The following is a 26,324-nucleotide window of genomic DNA, read 5'->3' as shown; positions in this document are numbered from 1 at the left end:
CCTTCCTTTGTCTCCCATCCGCTCTTTGCGTCTCGGATCCTGAGGATTAGTCGCCCATGTTCGCTCGTGCCCTTCTTTCCAGCGTCGCGATCGCCGTGCTTGTCTCAGCCGGTTCCGCCGTTCAGGCCGCAGCGGCCGTCAATGGCGTCGCTGGGGCGGCGTCTTCGGTCCAGGCTGAGCCGATCGTCGCCTATAGCCCGGCGCTGAGCCGCGACCGTGTCGCCTTTGCCATGGGCGGGGAAGTCTGGTTGACCGACAGGACCGGAGGCTCGGCCGTCCGCCTCACGACGGGCGCCGGCGTGACGCCGACAGGGGGCGTGGCCTTTTCACCCGACGGAACCCAGATCGCCTATTCCGCCGCCTATGGCGGCGACGCCGATGTCTATGTGATGCCTGTCGAGGGCGGCGCGGCGCGGCGGCTGACGTTCGCCGGTCAAGCCGAGGAGGTCGTTGGCTGGAGCGCGGACGGACGGACGATCCGGTTCCGCTCCACCCGCGACACCTTCTATCCCATGTATGGTCTGCCGCGCGTGTTCGCCGTGCCGGTCGAGGGCGGGCCCTCGGCCGCCCTCGACTATCCACTCGCTTATAACGTGGCCTATTCGGAGGACGGTCTGCGGGTGGCCGTCGAACCGCAACAACTGATCAACATCAGTTGGAAACAGTATCGCGGGGGCGATCAGCGGCGCATCCTGCTCGTCGATCCCCAAACGATGGCGCAGCGGGATCTTCCGGGACCCTTGGGTAACGACCACGACCCGATGTGGATCGATGGCGCGCTCTATTTTCTGTCGGACCGGGACGGCCGCACAGGCCTTTACAGATACGATCCGGCGACAGAGGCGATCGTGAGGGTGTTTGATCCCGGCACGCTCGACATCAAGAGCGCATCCGCCGGGCCCGGCGGCATCATCTTCGCCCAGTTGAACGGGATCAGCGTCTTTGACCCGACCACTGGGACCGCTGCGCGGCTGCCCATTCGCCCGGTGGGAGATGACCCGGGGGCGCGGCCGACGACCGTCGATCTCTCCAAATCCGTCATCGACGCGGACGTCTCGGATGTCGGCGAGGTTGCGATAGAGGCGCGCGGCCGCACCTTGTTGATCGATGCGGCAGGTCAACTGCGAGTCCATGGCGATTCCGATCACGTCGAGCGCGCGCCCGCCTTCATCCGCGAAGGTCAGGTGTCGGTCTTTTCAGACGCGGTCGGCCACAATCAACTCGTTCGGATCGGCGGAGAGGGAGAGGATGTGGCTACGCTTCTTCCGTTCGAGACCTCGGCCTACTATCAGGCGCCCGTGTGGTCTTCGGACGGCCGGCGGGTGGTCTATCTGGACCTGATGGCCAATGTCTGGGTCGCGGAACCGGGGCGGGAGCCCAGGCAGATCGATCGAGAAGCTCGCGCGACCCCGAGGATGGCCTGGTCGCGATGGGGAGCGGTCTGGTCGAAGAACGGCGACCGTCTAGCCTATAGCCGGAGTCTTTCAAGCGGACTGTCGGCGGTGTTCGTTTGGTCCGCGCACGATGGACGCTCGGTTCAGGTCTCGCCTTCCGAGGTCGACGCCCGCGATCCGGCCTGGGACGCTGACGGCGAAAGACTGTGGTTCAGCGCCAGCAACAATACGCCGCCCGGACACGGCTACCTCGATCAGACCGGTCAGGTGCGCAAGCCCGCGACGCGGAAAGTCTTCTCCGTCCGGCCTCAAGGCCAAGGATGGAGCAGGCCACGCGCCTCGGCCGTCCCCGCCCGGCGATACGAGGGCGTTTACGCCGGCGAAGCCCCCGGGAGCCTTTATTTGCTCGAGACCCGCAATCCCGCCGGAATGCAGGTGTTCTCGATGACGTCGACGCAGGCGCTTTTGTCCATCGACGCAGACTCCGAAGAGGCCGCTCCGGTCGAGCTCATCACGGACATCGGCGGCTTCTATCCCGGCGATCTGTTCGAACGGTTCACGACCAGTTTCCGGATGTCGCGGAACCGCAGCAAGGCCCTGTATCGGACGGGCGACGACTGGAAGGTGGCTGATCTCTCTGAGGGGGCGGTGGCCAGGACGCGCACCCTCGCGCTGGATCAGGCCGTTGCGGTCGTGGAACCACGACGGGAATGGCGTCAGATGGCAGGTGACGCGATCCGACAGGTCGAATACCTCCTGCATGATCCGACCCACCCGACGCCGAATTACGCCGCCTGGCGCGCCCTCTATCTGCCCTTGAGCGAGCGCGTCCGAAGCCGCGCTGACCTGACCTATCTTCTCGAGGACATGATGGGGGAGCTTCATCTCAGCCACGCCGATGTCGCACCCTCGTTCACCGACAACGGCGGAGATCGCAGGCCGGCTCCCGGATCGCTTGCAGCGGATGTCGAGATCGAGCATGGGCGCTACCGGCTCAAACGCATCTACTCCGCGCCCATGTTCGGCGACGGCCCGGCGGCTCCGCTTGACGACCTGGATCTGGGGGCGGCCGTCGGCGATGTCATCGTCAGCATCGCCGGACAGCCGGTGACGGCCGAGCGCGATCTCGCCGAGTATCTTCAGGATGCGGCGGGCAAGCCGACGCAGCTGTGCTTGTCGGCGTCCGGCCGGAAAGGCGACGAGCGCTGCGCCAGGATAAAGCCAGTCGAGAACGACGCGCCGCTGAGGTTCGCCGCCTGGCTCGACGAGCGGCAGGCCATCGTCGACCGATTGGGCGGCGGCCGGGTCGGCTATCTGCACTCGTCCGACACGATGGAAAGCGGCATGGCCGAGTTCAACGCGGCGCGTTACGCCCAGCACGAGCGCGAGGGGTTTGTGGTCGATGTCCGCTACAACGGCGGCGGCATGGCCGCCGACTATCTTATCCAGACTCTGACCGCGCCCGAACTCAGTCGCTGGATAATGCCGCAGGGGCGCAGCTCCACCACGCCGGCGCCGCATCTCGGCGGCCCCAAGGTCCTGATCACCAACGCCTACTGCGGCTCGGGCTGCGACACCTACGCCTATTATTTCAAGGCGCAGAATGTCGGGCCGATCGTCGGGACACCGACTTGGGGCGGGGTCTCAGGCGGCGGCGGCGCGCCCACCCTGCTGGACGGCGGCCTGATCAATGTGCCTCAATACACAATGACCGACGTTCAGGGCGCCTATGCCCTGGAGGGGCAGGCTGTCCAGCCAACGCTGCCAATCGATCTTACGCTGCGTGACATGGCCCAGGGCCGCGACGTTCAGCTCGAAGCCGCAGTTGCGGAGGTCATGCGACGTTTGATCGAAGGGGACTCCGCCAATTCCGGGCTGACGCCGGCGCCTTGAACTCGGCGCCCACGCGGAGGTTCGAGTCCTGGTTCCCCAGCCACCGCCGCCCGTTCGGGCCATGCGATCGAGCCGTATTGAGTCAGCATTATTGATCGCAGCCAGGGCTTTCGCTTGGGCGTGGGCGCGCTTAGCTTGACGGCGGACCGTTGCTGAGGAGAACGACCATGGTCACTGCCCGTGAAAAGCGCCTGGCGCCGCTGAGGACGCCCACCAGTCTGTCGGAAGAGGCGACGCGGGGCATTTCCGCCGCGCTGACGACCCTGCTGGCGGACACTTTCGCCCTGTACATCAAGACCAAGAATTTCCACTGGCACGTGTCGGGGCCGCATTTCCGCGACTATCACCTGCTGCTGGACGAGCAGTCGGCCGAAATCCTGGCCATGACCGATCCGATGGCCGAACGGGCGCGCAAGATCGGCGGGGCGACCCTGCGCTCCATCGGACAGATCGCCCGGGAATCGCGCGTGCTGGACAATGACGCCGATTATGTCGATCCGCTGGACATGCTGGCCGAGCTTCGCGACGACAATCACGACCTGATCAATCGGATGCGCGAAGTCCACGACCTGTGCGACGAGCACAACGATGTCGCCACCGCCAGCCTGCTCGAGAACTGGATCGACGAGACAGAGAAGCGCGTCTGGTTCCTGTTCGAAACGGGTCGTCGCGGAAACGGCTGAGGCGCGGAACCGTCCCGCTTGCGCCGGCTTATGTATCGTCGATAGTCGATGCCGAGGCGGCGCAAGAGGGATGAATGAACAAGGGGTTCCTGATCGCCGGCCTGGCCGCGACGATGGCCGCGGCATGGCCCGCCAGCGCGGACATGTCCAACGCCTTCGGCAATACCATCGTGTCCCATTATCCCAACGGCCAGTGGGTGAAGCATTTCTTCGAGCCGGACGGCCGATACACGTCGCAGTTTTCCGACGGTCGGCGGCTGAGCGCGCGCTGGACGGCCGAGGACGGGCGGATTTGCCTGAGCGGCTTCAGCCCTCGCCAAATCCTGCCGCGCTTCTGCAGTCGGATGGTGCAGGTCGAGGTGGGCGAGACATGGCGGGCGCGCGATCCTCTGGGCCGCACGATCCGCAACGAACTGGTGGCGGGACGTCGTTGACCCTTGCCCTGGCCGCCGCCAGCCTCTAGAGGCGACGGCCTGCCCGACGCGGATGTGGCGGAACTGGTAGACGCACTGGATTTAGGTTCCAGCGCCGCGAGGCGTGGAGGTTCGAGTCCTCTCATCCGCACCAAGCAAAAAAGGCCCCGGAGCGATCCGGGGCCTTTCTTCTTAGCTGATCGGCGGAACCGGCGGCGGCGGCGCGTCGGCGTCGGTCTCGTGAACCTCGACCCGGCCACGACCGAGGTGGCTCTTGCGGTAGCCGTACAGGAAGTAGATCACCAGGCCGACGCCGCCCCAGATCGGCAGCACCATCTTGGCGTCATGCGGCAGGTTCCAGAACAGGAAGGCGCAACCGAAGGCCGACAGCGGCGCGAAAACCCAGATCAGCGGGGTGCGGAAAGGCCGTTTGCGGTTCGGATCCTTCACCCGCAGCACCAACACCGCGATCGACACCATGAAGAAGGCGAACAGGGTGCCGGAGTTGGAGATGTCGGCTAGCTGACCGACGGGGAACAGGGCGCCGGCGATGGCCACCGCGATGCCCGTCGCCAGGGTCACGATATAGGGCGTCTTCCACTTCGAGTGGATCTTGGTCAGGCCTTCCGGCAGCAGGCCGTCGCGCGCCATGACGAAGAAGATGCGGGTCTGGCCATAGATCATCATCAGGATGACCGAGGGCAGCGCCAGCAGGGCGGCGGTGCCCAGGGCGTTGCCGATCTGCGGATGGCCGACGACGCGCAGCACATGGGCGAGGGCCTCGTTGGAGCAGACCAGGCGATCGGCGTTTGCGGGCAGGGCGCAGGCGGCGACGAAGGCCGGCGAGCCCGGCTGGACCGCTTCGCCGGCGGCGCCCAGGACCGGTTGCGCGCCGATGGCGCCGGCGGCGCCCAGGGCGACCAGCAGATAGAAGACGGTGCAGATGGCCAGGGAGCCGATTAGGCCGATGGGCACGTTGCGCTGCGGGTTCTTGGTTTCTTCGGCGGCGGTCGAGACGGCGTCGAATCCGACATAGGCGAAGAAGATCGAGGCGGCAGCGCCGACGACGCCCATGCCCGAATACTGTCCGAACAGTCCATTGGGAGCGAAGGGCGAAAGGTTGGCGGACTTGATCGCGGGCAAGGTGATGATGATGAAGACGGTCAGGGCCACGACCTTGATCGCCACCAGCACGGCGTTGACGCGCGCCGATTCCGTCGTGCCGACCATCAGCAGCGCCGTCACCAGCAGGGCGACCACGATGGCGGGAATGTTGACGACGCCGGCCGAGAAATCGGGCGTCGGGATGAAGCCGTTCATCGACCAGGTCGGTCCGGCGGACAGGAGGTCGGGGAAGTCGAAACCAAGCCCCTGTTCTATCAGCCCCAACACATAGCCGGACCAGCCCACCGACACGGCCGAGGCGGCGACGGCGTACTCCAGGATCAGCGCCCAGCCGACCGTCCAGGCCAGCAGCTCGCCCATCACCGCATAGGTGTAGGTGTAGGCCGAGCCCGATACGGGGGCCATGGCCGCCAGTTCGGAATAACACAGCGCGGCCACGGCGCAGACGGCGCCGGCGATGACGAAGCTGATCATCATGCCAGGGCCGGCCTTCTGGGCGGCGGAGGCCGTAAGAACGAAGATGCCGGTGCCGATGATGGCGCCTATGCCCAGAAGCGTCAGTTGAACAGGACCAAGCGACCGATGAAGCGACTTCTTCTCGGCCGTGGCAAGAATCGCGTCGAGCGACTTAACGCGCCACATAGATAGTACCCCCACGTTACAACCCGCCCTCGGCTGGGTTTGGCCGGACGCTAGCGGCGGATGACGCGGCGCGCAACGCGCATGACGGCGCAGTAAAGACCAGACGACGCTTTCGTGATCGCCCCGCAGTCGGCTACAGGCCGGTCATGCTGCCGATACACGCCGTTCTTGAGCCGCTGAAGGCCGCCCTGAGCCAGGGGAACACGGCCGTGCTGGCGGCGCCGCCCGGTGCGGGCAAGACAACGGTCGTCCCCCTGGCCCTGCTGGATCAGCCGTGGCTGGGCGACGGCAAGGTGCTGGTGCTGGAGCCGCGCCGGCTGGCGGCGCGGGCGGCGGCGGACCGGATGGCGGCGATGCTGGGCCAGACGGCGGGCGGAGCCGTCGGCTATCGTACGCGGCTGCAGAGTCGGATCGGTCCGGGCACCCGCATCGAGGTGATCACGGAAGGCGTCTTCACGCGCATGATCCTGGACGATCCGGGGCTGGAGGGCGTGGGGGCGGTGCTGTTCGACGAGTTCCACGAGCGCAGCCTGGACGCCGATCTGGGTCTGGCCCTGGCGCGCGAGACGCAAGGGCTGCTGCGCGACGATCTGCGACTGCTGGTCATGTCGGCGACGCTGGACGTGGTCGGCGTGTCCCGCCTGCTCGACCCGGCGCCGGTCATAGAGGCGCAAGGGCGGGCCTTCCCGGTCGAGACCCGCTATCTGGGGCGCAATCCGGCCGAGCGGTTCGAAGAGGCGATGGCGCGCGCCTGCCTGACCGCTCTGGGCGAAGAGGCGGGGTCGGTCCTGGCCTTCCTGCCGGGACAGGGGGAAATCCACCGCGTCGCCCGACTGGTCGCCGAGCAGCTGAGATTGGCGAATGTGGATGTCGCGCCCCTGTACGGCGGGCTGGACCGGGCCGAACAGGATCGCGCCATCGAACCGGCCGCGCCGGGGAGGCGCAAGCTGGTGCTGGCCACCTCGGTCGCGGAAACCAGCCTGACCATCGAAGGGGTGCGGGTGGTGATCGACGGCGGTCTGTCTCGCGTGCCGCGATTCGAACCGTCCAGCGGCCTGACGCGGCTGGCGACCGTCAGGGTCAGCCGTTCGTCCGCCGAACAGCGGCGCGGGCGGGCGGGGCGGACGGAGCCGGGCGTCTGCTATCGCCTGTGGGACGAGGCGCAGACGCGGGGCCTGGTTCCGCACCAGCGACCGGAAATCCAGGAGGCCGATCTGACCGGGCTGGCGCTGGACCTGGCGCGGTGGGGCGCGCGGTCGGCCGAGGGGCTGGCCCTGCTGGACCCGCCGCCGGCCGGGGCGATGGCCGAGGCGCGCAAGGTGCTGGTGCGGCTGGGGGCGCTGGAGGCGGACGGCGGCCTGTCCAGGCATGGGATGCGGCTGGCGGGAATTCCCCTGTCGCCGAGACTGGCGCATATGGTCGCGGTCGCCTCCGACCGGGGCGACGCCTTGCTCGGCGCGAGGATCGCTGCGGTCCTGAGCGAGCCGGGGCTGGGCGGATCGGGCGTCGATCTGGCCGATCGCCTGAACGGGCTTGGGCGGGATCGCTCGCCCCGCGCGCGCGATGCGATGAAGCTGGCGGACCGCTGGGCCAGGGCGGCGGGCGGCGGCTCTGGCGAAAGCGTCGATCCGGGCCTGTTGCTGGCCGAGGCCTTTCCCGAAAGGATCGCCAGGGCGCGGGGCAAGGCGGGCGAGTTCCTGCTGGCCAGCGGGCGGGGGGCGGCGGTGGACGCGTCCGACCATCTGGCGCGCGCGCCCTGGCTGGCGGTGGCGGAGCTGGGCGGCGGGGACGCGCGCGACCGGGTGCGGCTGGCCGCCAGCCTGGACGCCGGCGCGGTGGATGGCGACCTGACGCGGATGATCACGGTCGAGGATCGGCTGACGCGCGAGCCGTCCGGCCGTTCGGTGATTCGGCGCTCGCGCCGGATCGGAGCCATCGTGCTGGACGAAAAGGTCGTCGGCGCGCCGGATGCGAAGACGCTGACCGCGGCCCTGCGGGCCGAGGTGGAGGCCGAAGGGCTGGGCGCGCTGACATGGGGCGAACAGGCGTCGGGACTGAGGGCGCGGCTGGCCTTCCTTCACGACCGCGATCCCGTCTGGCCCGACGTGTCGGACGAGGCCTTGCTGGCTGCGCGCGAGGCCTGGCTCTGGCCGTTGCTGGACGGGGCGAGGTCGCTGAGCGGGATCGGGGACGGACGGCTGGCGGAGGCCCTGCGCGGCTTGATCCCCTGGGATCTGCAGCGACGGCTGGACGAACTGGCGCCGACCCGGCTGGTGACGCCCCTGGGATCGGCGGCCATCGATTATGCGGCCGAGGGCGGGCCGCGCGTGGATATTCGGGTGCAGGAGTTGTTCGGCGTCACGACCCACCCGACGGTGGCGAACGGCGCGCCCCTGACCCTGGCACTGCTGTCGCCGGCGCGCAGGCCGGTGCAGGTGACGAAGGACCTGCCGCGATTCTGGGCCGGGTCGTGGGCGGCGGTCCGGGCCGAGATGCGCGGGCGCTATCCGCGCCATCCCTGGCCGGAAAACCCGGCCGAGGCCCAGGCCACGAACCGGGCGAAGCCGCGCGGAACCTGAGCCGCTTGACGGCGCCCCCGGCTAACGGGCATCGCAACGGCTGCTGGGAGCCTGAAACCATGTCCGAAGTCCTGCCGAAGAACTCCACCGGCCGCGTGCTGTTCGCCAGCCTGATCGGCACGACCATCGAATTCTTCGACTTCTACATCTACGCCACGGCGGCGGTGCTGGTGTTTCCGACGCTGTTCTTTCCGGGCGAGGATTCCGGCACGGCGCTGCTGTCGTCGTTCGCCACCTTTTCCATCGCCTTCTTCGCCCGGCCCATCGGCGCCTTGGCTTTCGGCCATTTCGGGGACCGGGTGGGGCGCAAGGCGACGCTGGTGGCGGCCCTGATGACCATGGGCCTGTCGACCGTGGCCATCGGCCTATTGCCGACGCACCAGCAGGTGGGCCTGTTGGCGCCGCTGCTGCTGGCCCTTTGCCGGTTCGGCCAGGGACTGGGCCTGGGCGGCGAATGGGGCGGGGCGGTGCTGTTGGCGACCGAGAACGCGCCGCCCGGGAAGAAGGCCTGGTTCGGCATGTTCCCGCAGCTGGGCGCGCCCATCGGCTTCGTCCTGTCCACCGCCGCCTTCATCATCTTGACCTCGACCCTGAGCGAAGCGGCGTTCCAGGGCTGGGGCTGGCGCATTCCGTTCCTGGCCAGCGCGATCCTGGTGTTCGTCGGCCTTTGGGTCCGGCTGAAGATCACCGAGACGCCCGAGTTCCAGAAGGCCGTGGACCGCGACGAACGGGTCAGGGCGCCGGCCGTGACCCTGTTCGCGCGCCACAAGGCGGCGCTGGCGCTGGGCACGTTCAGCGGGGTGACGACCTTCACCCTCTTCTATCTGATGACGGTTTTCGCCCTGGGCTGGGCGACGACGGGCATGGGGCTGGCGCGCGCCGACGTCCTGCCGATCCAGCTGATCGGGGTGCTGTTCTTCGCCGCCTTCATTCCGGTGACGGCGCTGCTGGCGGACCGGTACGGGCAGGTGCGGGTGCTGATCGCCTCCTCGGTCGGGATCGGCGTGTTCGGCGCCCTGTTCGCGCCGCTGTTCGGGGGCGGGCTGACCGGGCTGATGGTGTTTTTCGCGCTGGGGTTCGCCCTGATGGGCTGCACCTATGGCCCCATCGGCGCGGCGATGGCGCGGCCCTTCCCGACGGCCGTGCGCTATACCGGCGCGTCGATGGCCTTTAACCTGGCCGGCATCCTGGGCGCGTCGCTGGCGCCCTATATCGCGCTGAAGCTGGCCGAGCGGTTCGGGCCGGCGGCGGTCGGCGGCTATCTGGCGATCTCGGCCCTGATCACCATCGCCGCCCTGTGGGGCATGGGGCGGGTGGCACCGGAAGAAAAGCGCTAGACGTCGTCCGTCGCCGCATAGACCATGACGCCGGTCGCGATGGCCAGGTTCAGGCTGTCGGCGCGGCCGCGCATGGGAATTTTGACGTTGACGTCGCAGGCGGCGGCCAACTGGTCGGTCAGGCCGGCCTGTTCATTGCCCATCAGGACCAGAACCGGCTTCTGCATCACGGCGGAGCGGTGGCTGACCGTGGCGTCGAGGCGCGTGCCGACGACGCTGCCGGGCCAGGAACGGCGCCAGGCGACGAAGGCCTCCGCCGTGGTCTTGGTGATCGAGACGGCGAACACCGAACCCATCGTGGCGCGCACGGCCTCGACCGAATAGGGGTCGACGCAGTCGCCGATCAGGATCACCCCGCCGCAGCCGGCCGCATCGGCGGTGCGGATGATGGCGCCCAGATTGCCCGGATCGCGCACCTGCTCCAGCGCGACCCAGCAGGGGGCGGAGGTGGGAATGAGGCTTTCCAGCGGGGCGTAGGCCTGATCGAACACGCCCAGCACAGTCTGCGGATTGTCGCGGCGGCTGATCTTTTCCAGGATGGCGTGGGTGACGACGACGATGTCGCCGCCCGCCTTGCGCGTTTCCGCCTTGGCGCGATTCAGCAGGGGATGGGGGCGGGCGTCCTCGCCGACCAGCAGCATCCGAGGCGCGCGGCCCTGGTCCAGCGCTTCGCCGATGAACTTCAGCCCTTCGGCCAGGAAGGTTCCGGTCTGGTCGCGTTCCTTGCGCATGTGAAGCGCGCGCACGGCCTTGACGGTGTCGTTCGTCAGCGAGGTGATGACGCGGTATTCGGCGCGTTCGCTCATCGCGACCACCGGGCGAAGAAGGACAGGCCGATGGCGCGGGCGCCCGGCCCGTCCTCGGACAGGGCCAGTTCGCCCCAGTCGATGCGGCCGCCGCGATCCTTGGCCGCCTCGGCCATCAGAAAGGCCAGAGACAGGCCGGAAACGCGCGCCGCATAGGCGTTCAGCAGCAGGAAGTCGGCGTCGTCGGCCAGCAGGGCGGCGCAGTCCTTGAGGAGGCCGGGCATGTCCTCGAACAGGCGCCAGACCTCCCCTGTCGGGCCCCGGCCGTATTTGGGCGGGTCCAGGATCACGCCGTCGTAGCGGGAGCCGCGACGCACCTCTCGCGCGACGTATTTGCGCGCATCCTCGACGATCCAGCGGATCGGACGGTCGGCCAGACCCGATTGCTCGGCGTTCTCCCGAGCGTAGGCGACCGACTTCTTGGAGGCGTCGACGTGGGTGACTTCGGCCCCGGCAGCGGCGCAGGCCAGGCTGGCCACGCCGGTATAGCCGAACAGGTTCAGGATCTTGGGTGCGCGGCCGGCCGATGGCGCGGAGGCGCGCACCCGGCCGTCCAGCCATTCCCAGTTGGCGGCCTGTTCGGGAAAGAAGGCCAGGTGACGGAAGGGGGTGAAGCGGCCCGTGAATTTCACGTCGCGCCATTTCAAGGGGAAGGCGTCGATGGGGCCATGCTCGTCGAACCGCCAGCGGCCGGAATCCTCTTCTTCCTGCTGGGGGTCGAAGACGGCGTTGGCGGCCTCGAAGGCGGCCGGATCGCGCGGCGACCAGAAGCACTGCGGCTCGGGCCGGACCACGGTGTAGCGGCCATAGCGTTCCAGCTTCCTGCCGTCGCCGGAATCGAGCAGGGCGTAGTCCGACCAGCCGCAGGTCACGAGGGTTTCGGGGGTCTTGGAGAGAACGGGCGCCATCGCCGGGCTGATAGGCGCTCAGGCGGCCTCACGTCCAGCGTCGTCAGCGATCACGACCAGTTCCAGCGGTTGCGCCTCGCCGTCATGAGGGGTCTTGTCCCAGACATGGGGCTCGACGATCAAACGCCAGGCGGCGTGGACGAAGGCCAGGCTGAGCAGGGACCAATAGGCAGGGGCCGCCAGCATGTCGCCTAGCCTGTAGACCAGCCCGGCTCGCCGCGCCCCGACGGCGCAGCCCATCCAGGCCGCGATGACGCCCGTCGCCAGGACGGCCATCGAGGCCAGCGGCGTCGCGGGCGCGATCCCGGCGTGCAGCCCGGCCAGAACCGCCGAGGCCAGCCAGGCCAGGGCCGGGGCATGGGCGCCCGCCGCCAGGATCGCCGTCCCCAGGGTCATGATCAGCGACAGCAGCCCGCGACGGCCCAGCCGGCGCGGACGACGGGTGTGGACGCCCCAGGTCTGCATATAGCCTTTCAGCCAACGGGTGCGCTGGGGCAGCCAGCGGTCCAGACCGCCAGGCGGCGTCTCCCACGTCGGGCGGTCGATCACGTCCAGCTTCCAGCCCATCGACCACAGCCGGAAGCCCAGGTCCGCGTCCTCCGTGACATTATGGGCGTCCCAGCCGCCGGCGGCGCGCAGGGCCGTCATGCGGATGTGGTTGCTGGTGCCGCCGAGCGGAAAGGGCAGGCCCAGCCGGGCCATGCCGGGCAGGGTCACTTCGAACAGGGCGGCGTATTCGAAGGCGAACTGGCGATCCAGGAAGGTCGAACCGGTCCGGCTGGAAGGACGGATGCGCAGCGGCGCCTGCAGGCATCCCAGTCGGGGTTGGGCGACGAAGCGGGCGGCGGCCTGGCGCAACTGCTGCGGATGGGGCCGGTCCTCCGCGTCATAGATGGTGATCAGATCGCCGCGCGCATGGGCCAGGGCGTGGTTCAGGGCGCGGGGCTTGGTCAGCGGCTGGCCGGGCGGCACGACCAGCGTCTTCAGCCAAGACGGCTTAGGCGCGGCCTGAACCGCCGCAAGGGTCGCGGCGTCGTGCGCCTCCAGCACGATGAAGGCTTCGAGGCGATGGGCCGGATAGTCGATGCGCGCCAGATTGGCGATCAGTTCCGGCGCCACGGCCGCCTCGTCATGCAGGGCCGCCAGTATGGTGTAGCGAGGCCATTCGATCGGGCGGGGCGCGGGCCTGGGTCGTCCCATGCTGGCGAGGACGATCACCGCCTTCCACAGGGCGGACACGACGAAGGCCGCCTGAACCATGACCAATCCCGTCAGGAAGGCCGCGCCGGGCCACCGGACGACCGCGAAGGCGTAGCCGCCGACGATCATGGTCGCGGCCAGGACCTGAAATCCGCTGGGCGCACGTCGCCACGCTCCGCTGCTGCGCGGCGCGACCCCCGGATGCGTCCAGCCTTTCGCCACCGCCAGCCCCCAAGCCTGCAACCTGCAATCGCTATGGCAAACGATCCTGCTCGGCAAGCCGATTGGCGCCGTGGCCGATTGGCGCCGTGGACGGATTGTCGCTATTCAGGACGCCCGATCTGGAGCAGCCGTTTGTCCGACGCCTCGACATCCTCGCGCACGACCCGCAAGCCCAAGGGCGAGGGCCATTCGCGGCGCGGCGAAATCCTGGCTGCGGCCGAACGAATCTTCGTCGAGCATGGCTATGAAGGGGCCACCATCCGCAAGATCGCGGACGAGGTCGGCCTGTCGTCGACGGCGCTCTACATGCATTTCCCGGACAAGGGCGCGATCCTTCAGGAAATCTGCCGCGACGCCTTCGGCCGGCTGATCGCCGCCAATGCGGCGGTGGCCGACGAGGACAGCCCGCCGGAACTGCGGCTGCGGCGGATGATCGAGGGCTATATCGACTTCGGCTTCGCCAATCCCAACGCCTATCGCCTGATCTATCTGACCCGGCCGGTCGAGGCGCGCGAGGGCGCGGAGGACATGGCGCAGGAACTGGGCGCCAGCCTGTTCGGGGCGCTGGAGGCGACGGTGGGCGACGCGGTGGCGGTCGGGCGGATGCAGGGCGAGCCGCGCGCCATCGCCCAGGCCATATGGGCCGCCGCGCACGGCGTCGTGTCGTTGATGATCACCAAGCCCTATTTTCCGTGGGCGGAGCGTCAGGCCTTGGTCGACATGACGCTGGACGCCCTGTTCGCGGGGCTGACGCGCGCCTGACGGGCTGCGCCGGTCGTCCGCGCCCGGCGAACACCTTGCGTCAGTAGGCGGCGTAGGGACGGGGACCGGCGGCGGCGCCGCGGGAGATGTCGGCTGAAGGGGTCAAGGGCGCCACGCCGCCGTTCAGCCGCGCCTTGTAGACCGCCATGTTCTCCATCACCCGCATCATGTAGTTGCGCGTCTCGGTGAAGGGCGCGCATTCGATGAAGTCGATGGCCTTGACGGCGTCGCCGCGGGGGTCGCCGCAGCGCGCGATCCACTGGTTCGGCCGCGCCGGGCCGGCGTTGTAGCCTACCGTGGCCAGCAGCATCGAGCCGTTGTTGGCCGCCATCAGTTCGCCGAGATGGTAGCTGCCCAGCGTCATGTTGTAGTCCGGGTCCCACAGCTGTTCGGCCGAAAAGCCCATGCCGAGGCGACGCGCCACGCCCGCCGCGGTCGCAGGCAGGAACTGCATCATGCCGCGCGCGTCGGCGCCGGAGCGGGCGCGGGGATCGAAGCTGGATTCCTGGCGGGTGATGGCCTGGGTGAACTCCAGGGGCGCCGCGCCGGGGACCTGGGGCGGGACGCGCACTGGATACATCCGCTCGGGCATGACGAAGCCGCGCTGGCTGGCGGCGCGACCGACCATCATCGCGGTGAAGCCTTCGCCATAGCCGCGCGCCAGGTCCATCAGCAGGGCCAGGTCGTCGATCGTCGGCAGGTCGTTGTCCAACTGATAGGCGAAGACCCGCAGCAGGCTCATTTCGCCGGTCTCGCCCAGAATGCGGGCGGCGCGGACCATTTCATTGGCTTCGAAACGGGCGATGTCCGACGGCGACGGCACGGGTTCGCCCGGCAGCCGAAGCGTGGTCATGCCCGCCTTTTCGGCGGCGAGCTGGCCATAGAAGGTCTGCCAGTGCTGGGCGCCGTTGCGATAATAGGCGAGGGCGGCGTCGCGTTCGCCGCGCGCCTCGGCGGCCCGACCCAGCCAGTAGTAGGCGCGGCCCTGGGTGATGGGGGTGGAAGAGGCGGTGCGCAGCGCCTCGAAATGGCGGGCGGCGACCTCGGGCTGGTTCAGCTTGGTCAGGGCGACCCAACCGGCGAAGAACTCTGCGTCCACCATCCGATCGCCCGAGGCGAAGCCATGACCGTTCATCGCCTCGTATGCGGCGCGCCAGTTCCCTTGTAGCAGGGCGTCCAGATAATAGTTGCGCCGCTCGGTCCACAGGGTGTTGTCGCCGGTCGTATGAGCGGGCGCCGGCGGCAGGCTGGCCAGAAGGGCGAAGCCTTCCGCCTGGCGGTTCTGGGAGCGCAGGATGCGCACGCGCTCCAGCGCCACGGCCGGATCGGCGGCCTGGGCCGGCGTCAGGGCGGCGACGACGGCGTCGGGACTGTAGGCCGAACGCAGCGTCATGACGGCGTTGGCGATCGCCGCCCGCTCGGGCGAGACCAGATTGATCATGCCGCGCGTCGCCGGACCATGGGGGCCGAGCAGCAGCACGTTCAGCCGCGCCTCGTGATCGGCCTGCGTCAGCCAGCCGCCCCAGCGGGACAGGATGCGCGACTGCGGCGCCTCGTCGAACACGCGGGTGCGCCACCAGTCGCGGACGAGCGTGCGGGCCTGATCCTGGCGGCCGCGTTGTTCCAGCGCGGAGGCGTAGGCGATGACGCCTTCGATCGTGGTCGGCTGACCGTCGGAGATAAGCGACAGGGCCGCATCCGGCCCCTGGCCCGAACGGTCCAGAATCTTTTCAGCCGCCGCGCGTCGCGATTCGCCGCGCGGCCAGCCGGCCAGGTCGGTCTGACCGCGCGCCAGGTCGGCATAGGGCAATTGTTCGCCGGACGTGTCGATCAGCGCCCATTCGACCAGCTTGCGCGCCGAGGCGTCCCGGATCTGGGCGATGGCGGACTGGGCGCCGAAGACGTCCCGCGCGCGGGCGGCGGCCAGGCCCTGGCGAAACAGCGCCGTGTCCTGATCGTTCAGCACGCGCGCCTGATAGGTCGGCGAATAACCGGGCACGGACGATGTGGCGGCGGCATAGGGAACAGGCTGGGTGGGCAGGGCGTCCTGCGGGTTCGGCGCAAGGACGGCGAGGGCCGCCGCCAGACTGGTCACGATCATGATCTGTCCTGTTCCCATTCAATCCTGGTTGCGGCGGAGCCGCTGGCGACCTAACGTCCCGCGCTCATTGCAAAGGCGATGAACATCCGTCCATCGTCGCTCCCCACGCAGGCCAGCTTAGTCTCATGAACGCCCCCTTGTTCAAGGGCGTGATCACCGCCCTGATCACACCACTTCGTGACGGAAACGTGGACGAAGCCGCATTCGCCAAACTGCTTGAGCGTCAGATCGCCGCAGGCGTTCACGGCGTCGTGCCGATGGGCACGACGGGCGAGGGCGCCAGCATGGACCTGGACGAGCACAAGCATGTCATCGAACTGTGCGTGCGGCTCGTGGCCGGGCGCGTGAGCGTCATCGCCGGCACGGGGTCGCCCTACACCAAGGAAGCCATCGACCTGACCCGGCACGCCAAGACGGTGGGCGCGGACGGGGCGCTGATCGTCACCCCCTATTACATCCGGCCCTCCCAGGCGGGCATGGCGGCGCATTTCGAAGCCGTCGCCGACGCCGTCCAGCTGCCGATCCTGCTCTACAACGTGCCGGCGCGAACCGGGGCCGATCTGGCCAATGAGACGGTGGCGCGGCTGGCGGCGCATCCGAACATCGTCGGCGTCAAGGACGCCACGGGCGACATGGGCCGCGTCAGCTGGATGCGCGCCAATATCGGCGGCCAGTTCGACCTGATCTCGGGCGATGATTCGAGCTATCTGGGCTATCACGCCTGCGGCGGGGCGGGGCTGATCTCGGTGGCGTCCAATGTGGCGCCCGAAGCCATGGTCGCCCTGCACAATGCGGCGGCGGCGGGCGACTATGCTGCGGCCCGGGACTGGCAGAACCGGCTGATCGGCCTGTGCAAGGCGCTGTTCCTCGACAATTCCCCGGCGCCGACCAAATACGCCCTGGCCAAGCTGGGCCTGTGCAGCGAGGAGGCGCGTCTGCCGCTGTCGCCGACGTCGGACGTGGTCAAGCCGCTGATCGACCGCGCCATGGCGGACGCGGGCGTCGGCTGATGGCGCCGCGACCTCAATCCAAGTCTAAGGTGATCGCCGAGAACCGCCGCGCGCGCTTCGACTATTTCCTGGAAGACAATGTCGAGGCCGGAATCCAGCTGCTGGGCACCGAGATCAAGGCGCTGCGCGACGGCCGGGCCAACATCGCCGAAAGCTATGCGGCGGTGGAGGGGCGCGAGATCGTGCTGATCAACGCCGACATCCCGCCCTACAAACAGGCCTATCGCTTCAACCACGAGCCGCGCCGCCCGCGTAAGCTGCTGCTGCACAGAAAGCAGATCGACCGGCTGATGGGGGCGGTCCAGCGCGACGGCCAGACCATCATTCCGCTGAAGCTCTATCTGAACGACGCGGGCAAGGCCAAGCTTGAGATCGCGCTGGCCAAGGGCAAGAAGCTGCACGACAAGCGCGAAGCCTCGGCCGAGCGCGACTGGCAGCGCGACAAGGCCCGGCTGATGCGCGACAGGGGATAGGCTCAGGCCTCGATCAGTCGGCGGACCCGCGCGAAGATGTCCTCGAACATGTCGGGCGTCAGGCGGCCGGTGTTGGTGTTCAGCCGCGAGCAGTGATAGCTGTTCAGGATGGCATAGCCGCCCGCCTCGCCCTGGGCGCCGTGCCCTGCCGGCATGGCCGAGGCCGGCCGCCCGAAGGCCTTCAGGATGTTGCGGCGCGAGACGTCGCCCAGGGTCACGATCACCTTCAGATTGGGCAGCAGCTTCAGCCGGTCGATCAGAAAGGGCCGGCAGGTCGTCTCCTCGATCGGCAGCGGCTTGTTGCCCGGCGGGGCGCAACGCACCGCGTTGGTGATCATGCAATCGGTCAGCGTCAGGTCGTCGTCGCCGTTCGGATCGTAATGGCCGTGGGCGAAGCCGGTCTTCCTGAGGGTGTCGTAAAGCAGCCAGCCGGCGTGATCGCCGGTGAAGGGGCGGCCCGTGCGGTTCGCCCCGGTTCGGCCCGGCGCCAGGCCCGCGATCAGCAGGCGGGCGTTCGGGTCGCCGAACGAGGGGGCCGGCCCGTTCCACCAGTCCGGGTTCTGGCGCGCGTTCTCCCGCCGGTATTCGACCAGGCGCGGGCACAGGGGGCAGTCGCGGGGCGGTTCGGGCGTCAGGCTCATTGCGCGGCCTTCGGGCGGCCGAAGTCGGCCATCAACTCGTTCAGGTCCAGGAAGCTGTCGGCCTGGCGGCGCAGTTCGTCGGCGATGTGGGGCGGCTGGGTCTTTTGCGTCGAGACGACGGTGACGCGCACGCCCTTCGCCTGTATCGCCTGGACCAGGCGGCGGAAGTCCCCATCGCCCGAGAACAGGACCGCATGGTCGATGTGCGGGGCCAGTTCCAGCATGTCGACCGCGATCTCTATGTCCATGTTTCCCTTGATCCGGCTGTGGCCGGCGCCGTCCGTGAACCGCTTCACCGGCTTGGTCACGACCGAAAAGCCGTTGTAGTCCAGCCAGTCGACCAGGGGCTTCACAGGCGAGAACTCTTCGCCCTCGACGATGGCCGTGTAATAGTAGGCGCGGGTCAGGACGGATTTCTCGCGGAACCAGTCCAGCATCCGTCGAAAGTCCATGTCGTGCTGAAGCGCGCGGGCGGCGGAATAGAGGTTGGACCCGTCGATGAAGATCGCCAGACGGTCGGTGGAATGAAACATGGACGAAGCCGACAAAAGGAATGAAGAAAATGACGTGCCGGCGCGCGTCGACGTGGGAATCGAAGAGACGCTGGACCTGGAACAGGCAGTCATCGTTGCGCTGGGGTGCAATGACAAGGGGGCATGGACGTCTTGCCGAGAGGCGCTGGAGGCCGCGCTGGCGCGGTTTCGAAGCGAAGGGATCGACGTGGTCGCCCGATCCGGCTGGTGGTCGTCGCTGGCCTGGCCGGACCCGTCCGATCCGCCGTTCCTCAACGGGGTCGTGATTGTGCGGACCGATCACGAGCCGCACGCCCTGATGGCGGCGCTGGGCCGGATCGAGGACGCCTTCGGGCGCCGGCGCTCGGTTCGCAACGCCCCGCGCACCCTCGACCTGGACCTGATCGCCTACGGCCGGTCGAGCGGCGATCTTGAGGGGTTGATCCTGCCGCATCCCCGCGCGGCCGAACGCCGCTTCGTCATGGGGCCGCTGGCCGAGATCGCGCCGGATTGGAGGCATCCGACGGGGGGGCGGACGGCCCGGGAGCTGGCGGCGTCGGCGTCGATCGGGCCGGACGCGCGGCCTGCGCGGTGATGCGGACAGAGCGAGTGCGCCGCACTTTCGCCCCTGTGGCGTTGCAAAACACAGTCCCCATCTGTATTTGACGCGGTTCTCCCCCGCGTTCGAGGAATTTCATGGCCCGCGTCACCGTCGAAGACTGCATCGAGAAGGTTCCGAACCGCTTTGGCCTGGTGCTGATGGCCGGCCATCGCGCCCGCAGCATCGCCAACGGCGCCGCCCTGACGATCGACCGCGACAACGACAAGAATCCGGTCGTCGCCTTGCGCGAGATCGCCGAAGACACCGTCGCCCCGGACGAACTGCGCGAGACCATCATCACCACGCTGCAGCGCGTAGACGAGCGCACGGAAGCCGAGGACGAGGCGGAAACGGTCGCCCTGCTGGCTGAACCGCAGCACATGAACATGGCCGAGGCCGAACTGATCCGCGCGCTGCAAAGCGACCGTGACGGCGGTCAGGAGGAGCGGTACTGACGCCCGAAGGAGCCCCTGGCGTCACTATCCTGCCGGCGCGGACCGAGACGGTTCCGCCGGCGCCCCAAGCTGCAAACAAAAACGACCCCCAGCCGGCGCCGGCCGAATCGGCGCCGCCGAAGCGCGCGCCCATCCTGCGCCAGTTCGAGCTGATCGAGGCCGTAAAGGCCTATGACCCCACCGCCGACGAAGCGCTGCTGAACCGCGCCTATGTCTATGCGATGAAGATGCACGGCTCGCAGCTGCGGGCCTCGGGCGATCCCTATTTCGCCCACCCGATCCAGGTCGCGGGCATACTGACCGACTACAAGCTCGACACCGCCACCATCGTCACGGCCCTGTTGCACGACGTGGTCGAGGACACTTCCGCGACGCGCGACGACATCGCCGGCATGTTCGGAGAGGAGGTGGCGGTCCTGGTCGAGGGCGTGACCAAGCTGTCGCGGCTCGAACTTCAGGCCGAACACACGCGCCAGGCCGAGAATCTGCGCAAATTCATCCTGGCCATCAGCCGGGACGTGCGGGTGCTGTTGGTCAAGCTGGCCGACCGGCTGCACAATATGCGCACGCTTCAATATGTGAAGCCCGAGAAGCGCGAGCGGATCAGCCGCGAGACGTTGGAAGTCTATGCGCCGCTGGGCCGATCCATCGGCATCCACTCCATCGCGTCCGAGCTGGAAGAACTGGCCTTCACCTATCTGAACCCGACGGCCAAGACCGCCATCGAGCGGCGGCTGGAGGCGCTGAAGCTGGAACATGGCCGCGCCATCGAGGGCGTGGCGGGCGAGGTGGAGCGGGTGCTTTCCGAGGCCGGCCTGAAGGCCAAGGTCTATGGCCGGCAGAAGACGCCCTATTCGATCTGGCGCAAGCTGCAGCGCAAGTCGGTCGGCTTTTCCTCCTTGTCGGACATCTATGGCTTCCGCGTCATCGTGGAGGCCGAGGACGACTGTTACCGCGCCCTGGGCGTGATCCACCGCGAATGGCCCATGGTGCCCGAGCGGTTCAAGGACTTCATCTCCACGCCCAAGTCGAACAACTATCGTTCGCTGCACACGACCGTCGTCGGCCCGCGCGGCCTGCGCATCGAGATGCAGATCCGCACCGAGGAGATGGACCGCGTCGCAGAAGACGGGGTCGCCGCCCACTGGCGCTACAAGAACCAGTCCTACGGCTTCGATCGCGAGGCGATGGAGCAGGGCGGCGGGCGCGACCCGCTGCAGAACCTGCGCCACCTGGTTCAGGTGATCGAACACGGCGAGGGCGGCGAGGACTGGGTCGAACACGCCAAGCTGGAAATGTATCTGGACCAGGTGTTCGTCTTTACGCCCAAAGGTCAGCTGGTGACGCTGCCGCGCGGCGGGATGCCGCTGGACTTCGCCTATGCGGTCCATACCGAGGTCGGGGACACGGCCGTCGGAGTCAAGGTCAACGGCGAGCTGAAGCCGATGCGCACGCCGCTGCAGAACGGCGACGTGATCGAGATCATTCGCGGCTCCAAGCGGGAGGTGCCCGCCGACTGGCGCAGCCTGACGGTGACGGGCCGCGCTCGGTCCGCCATCCGCCGTCATATCCGCACCTCCGAGCGGGAGGAATTCATCAAGCTGGGCCGGGTCGCACTGGACCAGACGCTGGGCCGGATCGAAAAGTCGCTGGCCGACGTGTCGCTGAAACCCGTGCTTGAAACCTTGGCCACGGCCAGCGAGGAAGACCTGTTCGAAGGGCTGGGCCGGGGGCGGCTGTCGCCGACCGCGACGGCGGAAATCCTGTTCCCCGCGCTGAAGGGACGGCTGAAGGCCGGGCCGGAGAAGCAGCGGATCGAGGGCGACAAGGCGCGGCTGTTCGTGCGCGGCGGCGGTCTGACGCCCGGCGTGTCGGTGCATTTCGGCCAATGCTGCACCCCGGTTCCGGGCGACCGGATCGTGGGCATATTGGAGCCGGAGGCCGGGCTGACGGTGCACACCATCGACTGCCAGACCCTGGCCGCCTTCGCCGACGACGATTCGGTCTGGCACGACCTGCAGTGGACGCCCCAGGCGGAGACGGACGCCGTGGCCGCCGCCCGCATCCGCGCCACCATCCGCAATGCGCCGGGGGTGCTGGGGCAGGTCACGACCCTGATCGGCGAGGCCGGCGGCAACATCATCAATCTGTCGATGGCGCACCGCCAGCAGGACTTCTTCGACGTGGACGTCGATGTCGAGGTCGAGGACGCCAAGCACGCGACCATGATCATGGCCGCCCTGCGCGCCAATCCGTCCGTCGATTCCGTCGAGCGCGCGCGGGGCGAATGACCGAGACGATCAAGCCGAACGCCGCCCAGATGGCGGCGCCGTCCTATCGCATGGCGGCGATGGACCAGGACTTCCTGCTGGGCGATTCCATGCGCGGCGTGCGCTTTCTCATGGAATACGCCAAGCCCGAGGAGGCGTTGCGGGCCTGGGGCGTGCGCTCGACCATCGTGGTGTTCGGCAGCGCGCGGGTGCGCGAGGATCAGCGCTGGTACCAGCAGGCGCGCGCCTTCGGCCGCCTGGCTTCCGAACGCGGCGGGGCGCTGCGCGGATCGGTGGGCCAGCCGCGCGACAACGTCATCGCCACCGGCGGCGGGCCGGGCATCATGGAGGCGGCCAACCGCGGGGCGGTCGACGCCGGCGCGCCCTCCATCGGCTTCAACATCACCCTGCCGCACGAGCAGGAGCCAAACGCCTATTCCACGCCCGAACTGACGTTCCGGTTCCACTATTTCGCCATGCGCAAGATGCACCTGGCGATGCGGGCCAATGCGCTTGTGGTGTTTCCGGGCGGGTTCGGCACCTTCGACGAGATGTTCGAGATCCTGACGTTGCGTCAGACGGGCAAGGCGCCGCCGGTTCCGGTCGTGCTGGTGGACAGGGCCTATTGGACCTCGGTGATCGGTTTCCAGGCCCTGGTCGAACACGGGATGATCGCCCCGTCCGACCTGAACCTGATCGGTTTCGCCGAGGACGCCGAGGGCGTCTGGGCCGAACTGCTGTCGCGCGGCCTGCGGCCGAACGAAAACATCGACTGAAGCGCGGCCCAAGGGTTCATCCGCGCGCGATCCGGGTCTAAGAACCCGGCATGAACACCGAAGACGTCCTCAACGAGTTCCGCGACGCCGGCGCCCTGCGCGAAGGCCATTTCGTCCTGTCGTCGGGACTGCACAGCCCGGTCTTCCTGCAGAAGAACCTGGTCTTCATGGACGGCGCGCGCTGCGAGCGGTTGTGCAAGGCGCTGGCCGAGAAGATCGTGGCGACGGTCGGCCCGGTCGATGTCGCCATCTCGCCGGCCGTCGGCGGCATTATCCCCGGCTACGAGACGGCCAAGCACCTGAAAGTCCGTTCGATGTACGTCGAGCGCGAGGGCGGCGCCTTCAGGCTGCGTCGCGGCTTCTCGGTCGAGCCGGGCGAGAAGGTCGTCATGGTCGAGGACATCGTCACCACGGGCCTGTCCTCGCGCGAATGCATCGCGGCCATCCAGGCGGCGGGCGGCGAGGTGATCGCGGCGGCCTGCATCGTGGATCGTTCGGGCGGCAAGGCGGATGTCGGCGTGCCCCTGATCGCCCTGGCTTCGCTGGACGTGCCGGCCTATCCGGCCGACGCCCTGCCGCCGGAACTGGCGGCGCTGCCGGTCGAAGACCCCGGCAGTCGGCGGTTGGCGAAGTAGAGCCATGCGCGAACGGGTCAGGCTGGGCGTAAACATCGACCACGTCGCCACGGTGCGGAACGCGCGCGGCGGGGCGCATCCCGATCCGGCGCGGGCGGCCGAGGCGGCGCTGGCGGCCGGGGCGGACGGAATCACCGCCCATTTGCGCGAGGATCGGCGTCACATCACCGACGCCGACATCGAGGTTCTGAGCGCCCTGTGCGCGCGGGCTGGAAAGCCGCTGAACCTGGAAATGGCGGTGACGCAGGAGATGCTGGCCATCGCCCTGCGGCATCGGCCGCACGCCGCCTGTCTGGTGCCCGAGCGGCGCGAGGAGGTCACGACCGAAGGCGGCCTGGCGGTCGCCGGCTGCGAGGGGCGCGTCGCCCCCGTCGTGAAGGCCCTGTCGGACGCCGGCGTGCGCGTGTCCCTGTTCATCGAGCCGTCCGAGGATCAGGTGGAGGCCGCCGCCGTCGTCGGGGCCCAGGTGGTGGAGCTTCACACGGGTCGCTATTGCCACCTGACCGATCCGGCCGAGCGCGAGGCGGAGTTCGAGCGCCTGGCCGCCGTCGCCGCCCAGGCCGACATCCTGGGCTTGGAGGTTCATGCGGGGCACGGACTGGATTACGACACCGCGCCGCGGATGCTGGCCATCCCGGAAATCCGTGAACTGAACATCGGCCATTTCCTGATCGGCGAATCGATCTTCATCGGCCTGGACGCCACCATCCGCCGAATGCGCGCGGTGATGGATGCGGCGGCATGATCATCGGGGTCGGAGCGGATCTGTCGGATATTCGGCGCATCCAGGCGTCGCTGGATCGGTTCGGCGAACGGTTCAAGCAGCGGTGCTTCACCGACCTGGAACGCACGCGATCGGACCGCAAGCCTGACCCGGCCTGGAGCTACGCCAAGCGGTTCGCCGCCAAGGAGGCCTGCGCCAAGGCCCTGGGCACCGGCATGCGGGCCGATGTCTATTGGCGGGACATGGGGGTGGTGAACCTGAAATCCGGCCAGCCGACGATGGCGCTGACCGGCCACGCGGCCGAGCATCTGGCGCGTCTGACCCCGCCGGGGCACGTCGCGAAAATCCACCTGACGCTGAGCGACGAGCATCCTTATGCGCTGGCCTTCGTGGTGATCGAAGCCTTGCCGCAGTCGTAATCAGGTTATAGGCGTGCGCGATGGCCGCGCATATGCGGCGAGGATGCCGGATCGCATGAGCGAAGACCAAAAGCCCGACGACGCCAACCGCGACGCCACCCCCGAAGAACGCTTCGCCGCCTCGGAAGCCGACGCCTCGGTGGAGGCGGTCCAGGAGCCGACGACGGCGAACCATAAGGTCTACGCCGACACGCCGGGCGGCCGCGCCAAGAAGACCTCGGCGGCGAACGAGACGGGTGAAATCTTCAAGACCATCGTCTTCGCCCTGCTGATCGCCATGGTGCTGCGGATATTCCTGTTCCAGCCCTTCACCATTCCGTCGGCCTCGATGGAGCCGAACCTGTACGAAGGCGACTATATCGTCGTGTCGAAATGGTCGTACGGCTTCTCGAAGCATTCGATCCCGTTCAGCCCTCCGCTGTTCGACGGCCGGATCATGGGTTCGGCGCCAAAGCGCGGCGACATCGTCGTGTTCAAACTGCCGCGCGACGACAAGACCGACTTCATCAAGCGCGTGATCGGCCTGCCCGGCGACCGCATCCAGATGATCGCCAACAAACTGTATATCAACGACAGGCCCGTTCAGGACGTGGTGGTCAGCCGCACCGAGATCGAGGACGTCTTCGGCCCGCGTCCGGTCACGGAGGTCCGCGAGACCCTGCCCGAGGGCAAGAGCTTCATGACCCAGGACTTCGGACCCGGGAACGACCTGGACGACACCCCGGTCTATGAGGTGCCAGCCGGTCATTACTTCATGATGGGCGACAACCGCGACAATTCCATCGACAGTCGCGTCGAACAGTCCAGCGGCGTGGGCATGGTGCCCGCCGAGAACCTGGTCGGCAAGGCGCAGATCATCCTGTTCTCGTGGAAGCCCGGCTCGTCGCTGTGGAACCCGGTCAGCTGGTTCAACGTGCGTCTGGACCGGTTCTTCAACGTCCTGCACTGATGGCCAATCTGCGGGCCGAGGCGGTCGCCGCGCTCGAACGCCGGATCGGCCATCCGTTCAGGGACAAGGCTCTGCTGGAGCGCGCCCTGACCCACGCCAGCGTGGGCGAGGGGGCGCCGGCGGGTGTCCATGGCCCGCGGGACAACGAGCGGCTGGAGTTCCTGGGCGACCGCGTTTTGGGCCTGCTGGTGGCCGAGCGGCTGTACAGCGACTATCCCATCGCCGACGAGGGGCAGTTGTCGTCCAGCCTTCACGCCCTGGTCGACAAGGCCGCCTGCGCCCGGGTGGGCGAGGCGCTGGGCGTCGGCCCCGCGCTGCGGCTGTCGCCGGGCGAGACCAAGACCGGCGGCCGTCGCAAGGCCGGCGTCATCGCCGATGCGGTCGAGGCCCTGCTGGCGGCGGTCTATCTGGACGGCGGCCTGGACGCGGCGCGGACCTTTTTCCAGCACGCCTGGGCCGAGGAGTTGTCGGCGCCGCCGTCGCGCACCGTGACCAATCCCAAATCTGCGCTGCAGGAATGGGCGCAGGGCCAGGGTCGGCCGCTGCCGACCTATCGCGTGGCGGATCGGACGGGTTCGGATCATGCGCCGACATTCACCGTCGAAGTCTCCGTGCAGGACGTGCAGCCCTTGACCGCGCAAGGGCGTTCGCGTCAGGAGGCGGAGAAGGCGGCCGCGACGGCCCTGCTCAAACGTGAAGGCGTCATTTGACCGATATCGAAAACCAGCGCGCGGGCTTCGCCGCCATCATCGGCGCGCCGAACGCCGGCAAGTCCACGCTGGTCAACCGGCTGA

General features: G+C 68.3%; 25 protein-coding genes and 1 tRNA gene. 19 read left to right on the top strand and 7 right to left on the bottom strand.

Annotation, left to right across the window (positions count from 1 at the left end; genetic code table 11):
* The first annotated feature begins 56 nt into the window (after positions 1 to 56).
* The 4 genes from DI624_RS10655 to DI624_RS10640 all read left to right on the top strand — a co-directional run bounded on the left by DI624_RS10655 (position 57) and on the right by DI624_RS10640 (position 4,537).
* Complete coding sequence (locus DI624_RS10655; RefSeq protein WP_291538164.1) at positions 57 to 3,287, top strand: S41 family peptidase; 3,231 nt, start codon at positions 57 to 59, stop codon at positions 3,285 to 3,287.
* Between the two features lie 167 nt (positions 3,288 to 3,454).
* Positions 3,455 to 3,970, top strand: coding sequence for a DNA starvation/stationary phase protection protein (locus DI624_RS10650; protein WP_291538161.1), 516 nt, complete (start codon positions 3,455 to 3,457; stop codon positions 3,968 to 3,970).
* 74 nt (positions 3,971 to 4,044) lie between these two features.
* On the top strand, positions 4,045 to 4,404 hold the full coding sequence (locus tag DI624_RS10645) for a hypothetical protein (protein WP_291538158.1): 360 nt from the start codon (positions 4,045 to 4,047) through the stop codon (positions 4,402 to 4,404).
* Between the two features lie 48 nt (positions 4,405 to 4,452).
* Positions 4,453 to 4,537: transfer RNA gene (locus DI624_RS10640), tRNA-Leu, on the top strand.
* A 38-nt stretch (positions 4,538 to 4,575) separates the two neighbouring features.
* On the opposite strand, the gene DI624_RS10635 is transcribed toward DI624_RS10640, so the two are convergent.
* The gene (locus tag DI624_RS10635) at positions 4,576 to 6,150 is read right to left on the bottom strand and encodes an amino acid permease (protein ID WP_291538155.1); all 1,575 of its coding nucleotides are present in this window, start codon (positions 6,148 to 6,150) and stop codon (positions 4,576 to 4,578) included.
* Positions 6,151 to 6,296: 146 nt separating this feature from the next.
* Between DI624_RS10635 and hrpB the strand changes: the two genes are divergently transcribed.
* Both hrpB and DI624_RS10625 read left to right on the top strand, forming a co-directional pair.
* Positions 6,297 to 8,729 carry an ATP-dependent helicase HrpB gene (gene hrpB, locus DI624_RS10630; RefSeq protein WP_291538152.1) on the top strand — a complete coding sequence of 811 codons (2,433 nt, stop codon included), beginning with the start codon at positions 6,297 to 6,299 and terminating at the stop codon, positions 8,727 to 8,729.
* Between the two features lie 59 nt (positions 8,730 to 8,788).
* On the top strand, positions 8,789 to 10,066 hold the full coding sequence (locus tag DI624_RS10625) for an MFS transporter (RefSeq protein ID WP_291538149.1): 1,278 nt from the start codon (positions 8,789 to 8,791) through the stop codon (positions 10,064 to 10,066).
* Here DI624_RS10625 and DI624_RS10620 read toward each other — a convergent pair.
* From DI624_RS10620 to DI624_RS10610, 3 genes are read right to left on the bottom strand one after another with little or no spacing between them, the layout of a single operon-like run.
* Complete coding sequence (locus DI624_RS10620) at positions 10,063 to 10,872, bottom strand: RNA methyltransferase (protein WP_291538147.1); 810 nt, start codon at positions 10,870 to 10,872, stop codon at positions 10,063 to 10,065. The two genes, DI624_RS10625 and DI624_RS10620, sit on opposite strands and share 4 nt — an antisense overlap.
* On the bottom strand, positions 10,869 to 11,780 hold the full coding sequence (locus tag DI624_RS10615) for a class I SAM-dependent methyltransferase (protein ID WP_291538146.1): 912 nt from the start codon (positions 11,778 to 11,780) through the stop codon (positions 10,869 to 10,871). Before DI624_RS10615 ends, DI624_RS10620 begins: the two co-directional genes overlap by 4 nt.
* Before the next feature lie 18 nt (positions 11,781 to 11,798).
* Positions 11,799 to 13,223 carry a glycosyltransferase family 2 protein gene (locus DI624_RS10610; protein ID WP_291538143.1) on the bottom strand — a complete coding sequence of 475 codons (1,425 nt, stop codon included), beginning with the start codon at positions 13,221 to 13,223 and terminating at the stop codon, positions 11,799 to 11,801.
* Positions 13,224 to 13,334: 111 nt separating this feature from the next.
* Here DI624_RS10610 and DI624_RS10605 point away from each other — a divergent pair, with 111 nt between their 5' ends.
* A complete protein-coding gene (locus DI624_RS10605) occupies positions 13,335 to 13,964 on the top strand; it encodes a TetR/AcrR family transcriptional regulator (protein ID WP_291538141.1) in 630 nt (209 codons plus the stop codon).
* A gap of 40 nt (positions 13,965 to 14,004) precedes the next feature.
* On the opposite strand, the gene DI624_RS10600 is transcribed toward DI624_RS10605, so the two are convergent.
* Positions 14,005 to 16,065: a lytic transglycosylase domain-containing protein gene (locus DI624_RS10600; protein ID WP_291538139.1), complete on the bottom strand. Its 2,061-nt coding sequence runs from the start codon at positions 16,063 to 16,065 to the stop codon at positions 14,005 to 14,007.
* A 125-nt stretch (positions 16,066 to 16,190) separates the two neighbouring features.
* Between DI624_RS10600 and dapA the strand changes: the two genes are divergently transcribed.
* Both dapA and smpB read left to right on the top strand, forming a co-directional pair.
* Positions 16,191 to 17,075: a 4-hydroxy-tetrahydrodipicolinate synthase gene (gene dapA, locus DI624_RS10595; protein ID WP_291538136.1), complete on the top strand. Its 885-nt coding sequence runs from the start codon at positions 16,191 to 16,193 to the stop codon at positions 17,073 to 17,075.
* On the top strand, positions 17,075 to 17,548 hold the full coding sequence (gene smpB / locus DI624_RS10590) for an SsrA-binding protein SmpB (protein WP_291538131.1): 474 nt from the start codon (positions 17,075 to 17,077) through the stop codon (positions 17,546 to 17,548). The genes dapA and smpB overlap by 1 nt, the downstream gene beginning before the upstream one ends.
* A 2-nt stretch (positions 17,549 to 17,550) precedes the next feature.
* Here the strand turns inward: smpB and DI624_RS10585 are convergent, their stop codons facing one another.
* A complete protein-coding gene (locus DI624_RS10585; RefSeq protein ID WP_291538128.1) occupies positions 17,551 to 18,189 on the bottom strand; it encodes a uracil-DNA glycosylase in 639 nt (212 codons plus the stop codon).
* Positions 18,186 to 18,722, bottom strand: coding sequence for an NYN domain-containing protein (locus DI624_RS10580; RefSeq protein ID WP_291538127.1), 537 nt, complete (start codon positions 18,720 to 18,722; stop codon positions 18,186 to 18,188). Before DI624_RS10580 ends, DI624_RS10585 begins: the two co-directional genes overlap by 4 nt.
* On the opposite strand from DI624_RS10580, the gene folK reads away from it, so the two are divergent.
* The 10 genes from folK to DI624_RS10530 all read left to right on the top strand — a co-directional run.
* A complete protein-coding gene (gene folK, locus DI624_RS10575; protein WP_291538125.1) occupies positions 18,721 to 19,296 on the top strand; it encodes a 2-amino-4-hydroxy-6-hydroxymethyldihydropteridine diphosphokinase in 576 nt (191 codons plus the stop codon). The two genes, DI624_RS10580 and folK, sit on opposite strands and share 2 nt — an antisense overlap.
* Before the next feature lie 101 nt (positions 19,297 to 19,397).
* Positions 19,398 to 19,757, top strand: a complete 360-nt coding sequence (gene rpoZ / locus DI624_RS10570; RefSeq protein WP_291538123.1) for a DNA-directed RNA polymerase subunit omega — start codon at positions 19,398 to 19,400, stop codon at positions 19,755 to 19,757.
* A gap of 131 nt (positions 19,758 to 19,888) precedes the next feature.
* Positions 19,889 to 22,048, top strand: a complete 2,160-nt coding sequence (locus DI624_RS10565; protein ID WP_291538338.1) for a bifunctional (p)ppGpp synthetase/guanosine-3',5'-bis(diphosphate) 3'-pyrophosphohydrolase — start codon at positions 19,889 to 19,891, stop codon at positions 22,046 to 22,048.
* The gene (locus DI624_RS10560; RefSeq protein ID WP_291538120.1) at positions 22,045 to 22,803 is read left to right on the top strand and encodes a TIGR00730 family Rossman fold protein; all 759 of its coding nucleotides are present in this window, start codon (positions 22,045 to 22,047) and stop codon (positions 22,801 to 22,803) included. The genes DI624_RS10565 and DI624_RS10560 overlap by 4 nt, the downstream gene beginning before the upstream one ends.
* 50 nt (positions 22,804 to 22,853) lie before the next feature.
* Positions 22,854 to 23,438 carry an orotate phosphoribosyltransferase gene (gene pyrE, locus DI624_RS10555; protein WP_291538118.1) on the top strand — a complete coding sequence of 195 codons (585 nt, stop codon included), beginning with the start codon at positions 22,854 to 22,856 and terminating at the stop codon, positions 23,436 to 23,438.
* Positions 23,439 to 23,442: 4 nt separating this feature from the next.
* A complete protein-coding gene (locus DI624_RS10550; protein ID WP_291538116.1) occupies positions 23,443 to 24,183 on the top strand; it encodes a pyridoxine 5'-phosphate synthase in 741 nt (246 codons plus the stop codon).
* A complete protein-coding gene (gene acpS, locus DI624_RS10545; protein ID WP_291538113.1) occupies positions 24,180 to 24,581 on the top strand; it encodes a holo-ACP synthase in 402 nt (133 codons plus the stop codon). The genes DI624_RS10550 and acpS overlap by 4 nt, the downstream gene beginning before the upstream one ends.
* Before the next feature lie 55 nt (positions 24,582 to 24,636).
* Positions 24,637 to 25,530, top strand: coding sequence for a signal peptidase I (gene lepB / locus DI624_RS10540; RefSeq protein WP_291538110.1), 894 nt, complete (start codon positions 24,637 to 24,639; stop codon positions 25,528 to 25,530).
* Positions 25,530 to 26,240: a ribonuclease III gene (rnc, locus tag DI624_RS10535; protein WP_291538107.1), complete on the top strand. Its 711-nt coding sequence runs from the start codon at positions 25,530 to 25,532 to the stop codon at positions 26,238 to 26,240. The genes lepB and rnc overlap by 1 nt, the downstream gene beginning before the upstream one ends.
* On the top strand, positions 26,237 to 26,324 hold an 88-nt coding region (locus DI624_RS10530; protein ID WP_291538336.1), incomplete at its 3' end, for a GTPase. The genes rnc and DI624_RS10530, both read left to right, overlap by 4 nt.

Source organism: Brevundimonas sp., from assembly GCF_003248455.1.
Taxonomy (GTDB): Bacteria; Pseudomonadota; Alphaproteobacteria; order Caulobacterales; family Caulobacteraceae; genus Brevundimonas.
The sequence above is the reverse complement of the archived record's forward strand: the minus strand, read 5'-3'. Positions and strand labels throughout refer to the sequence as shown.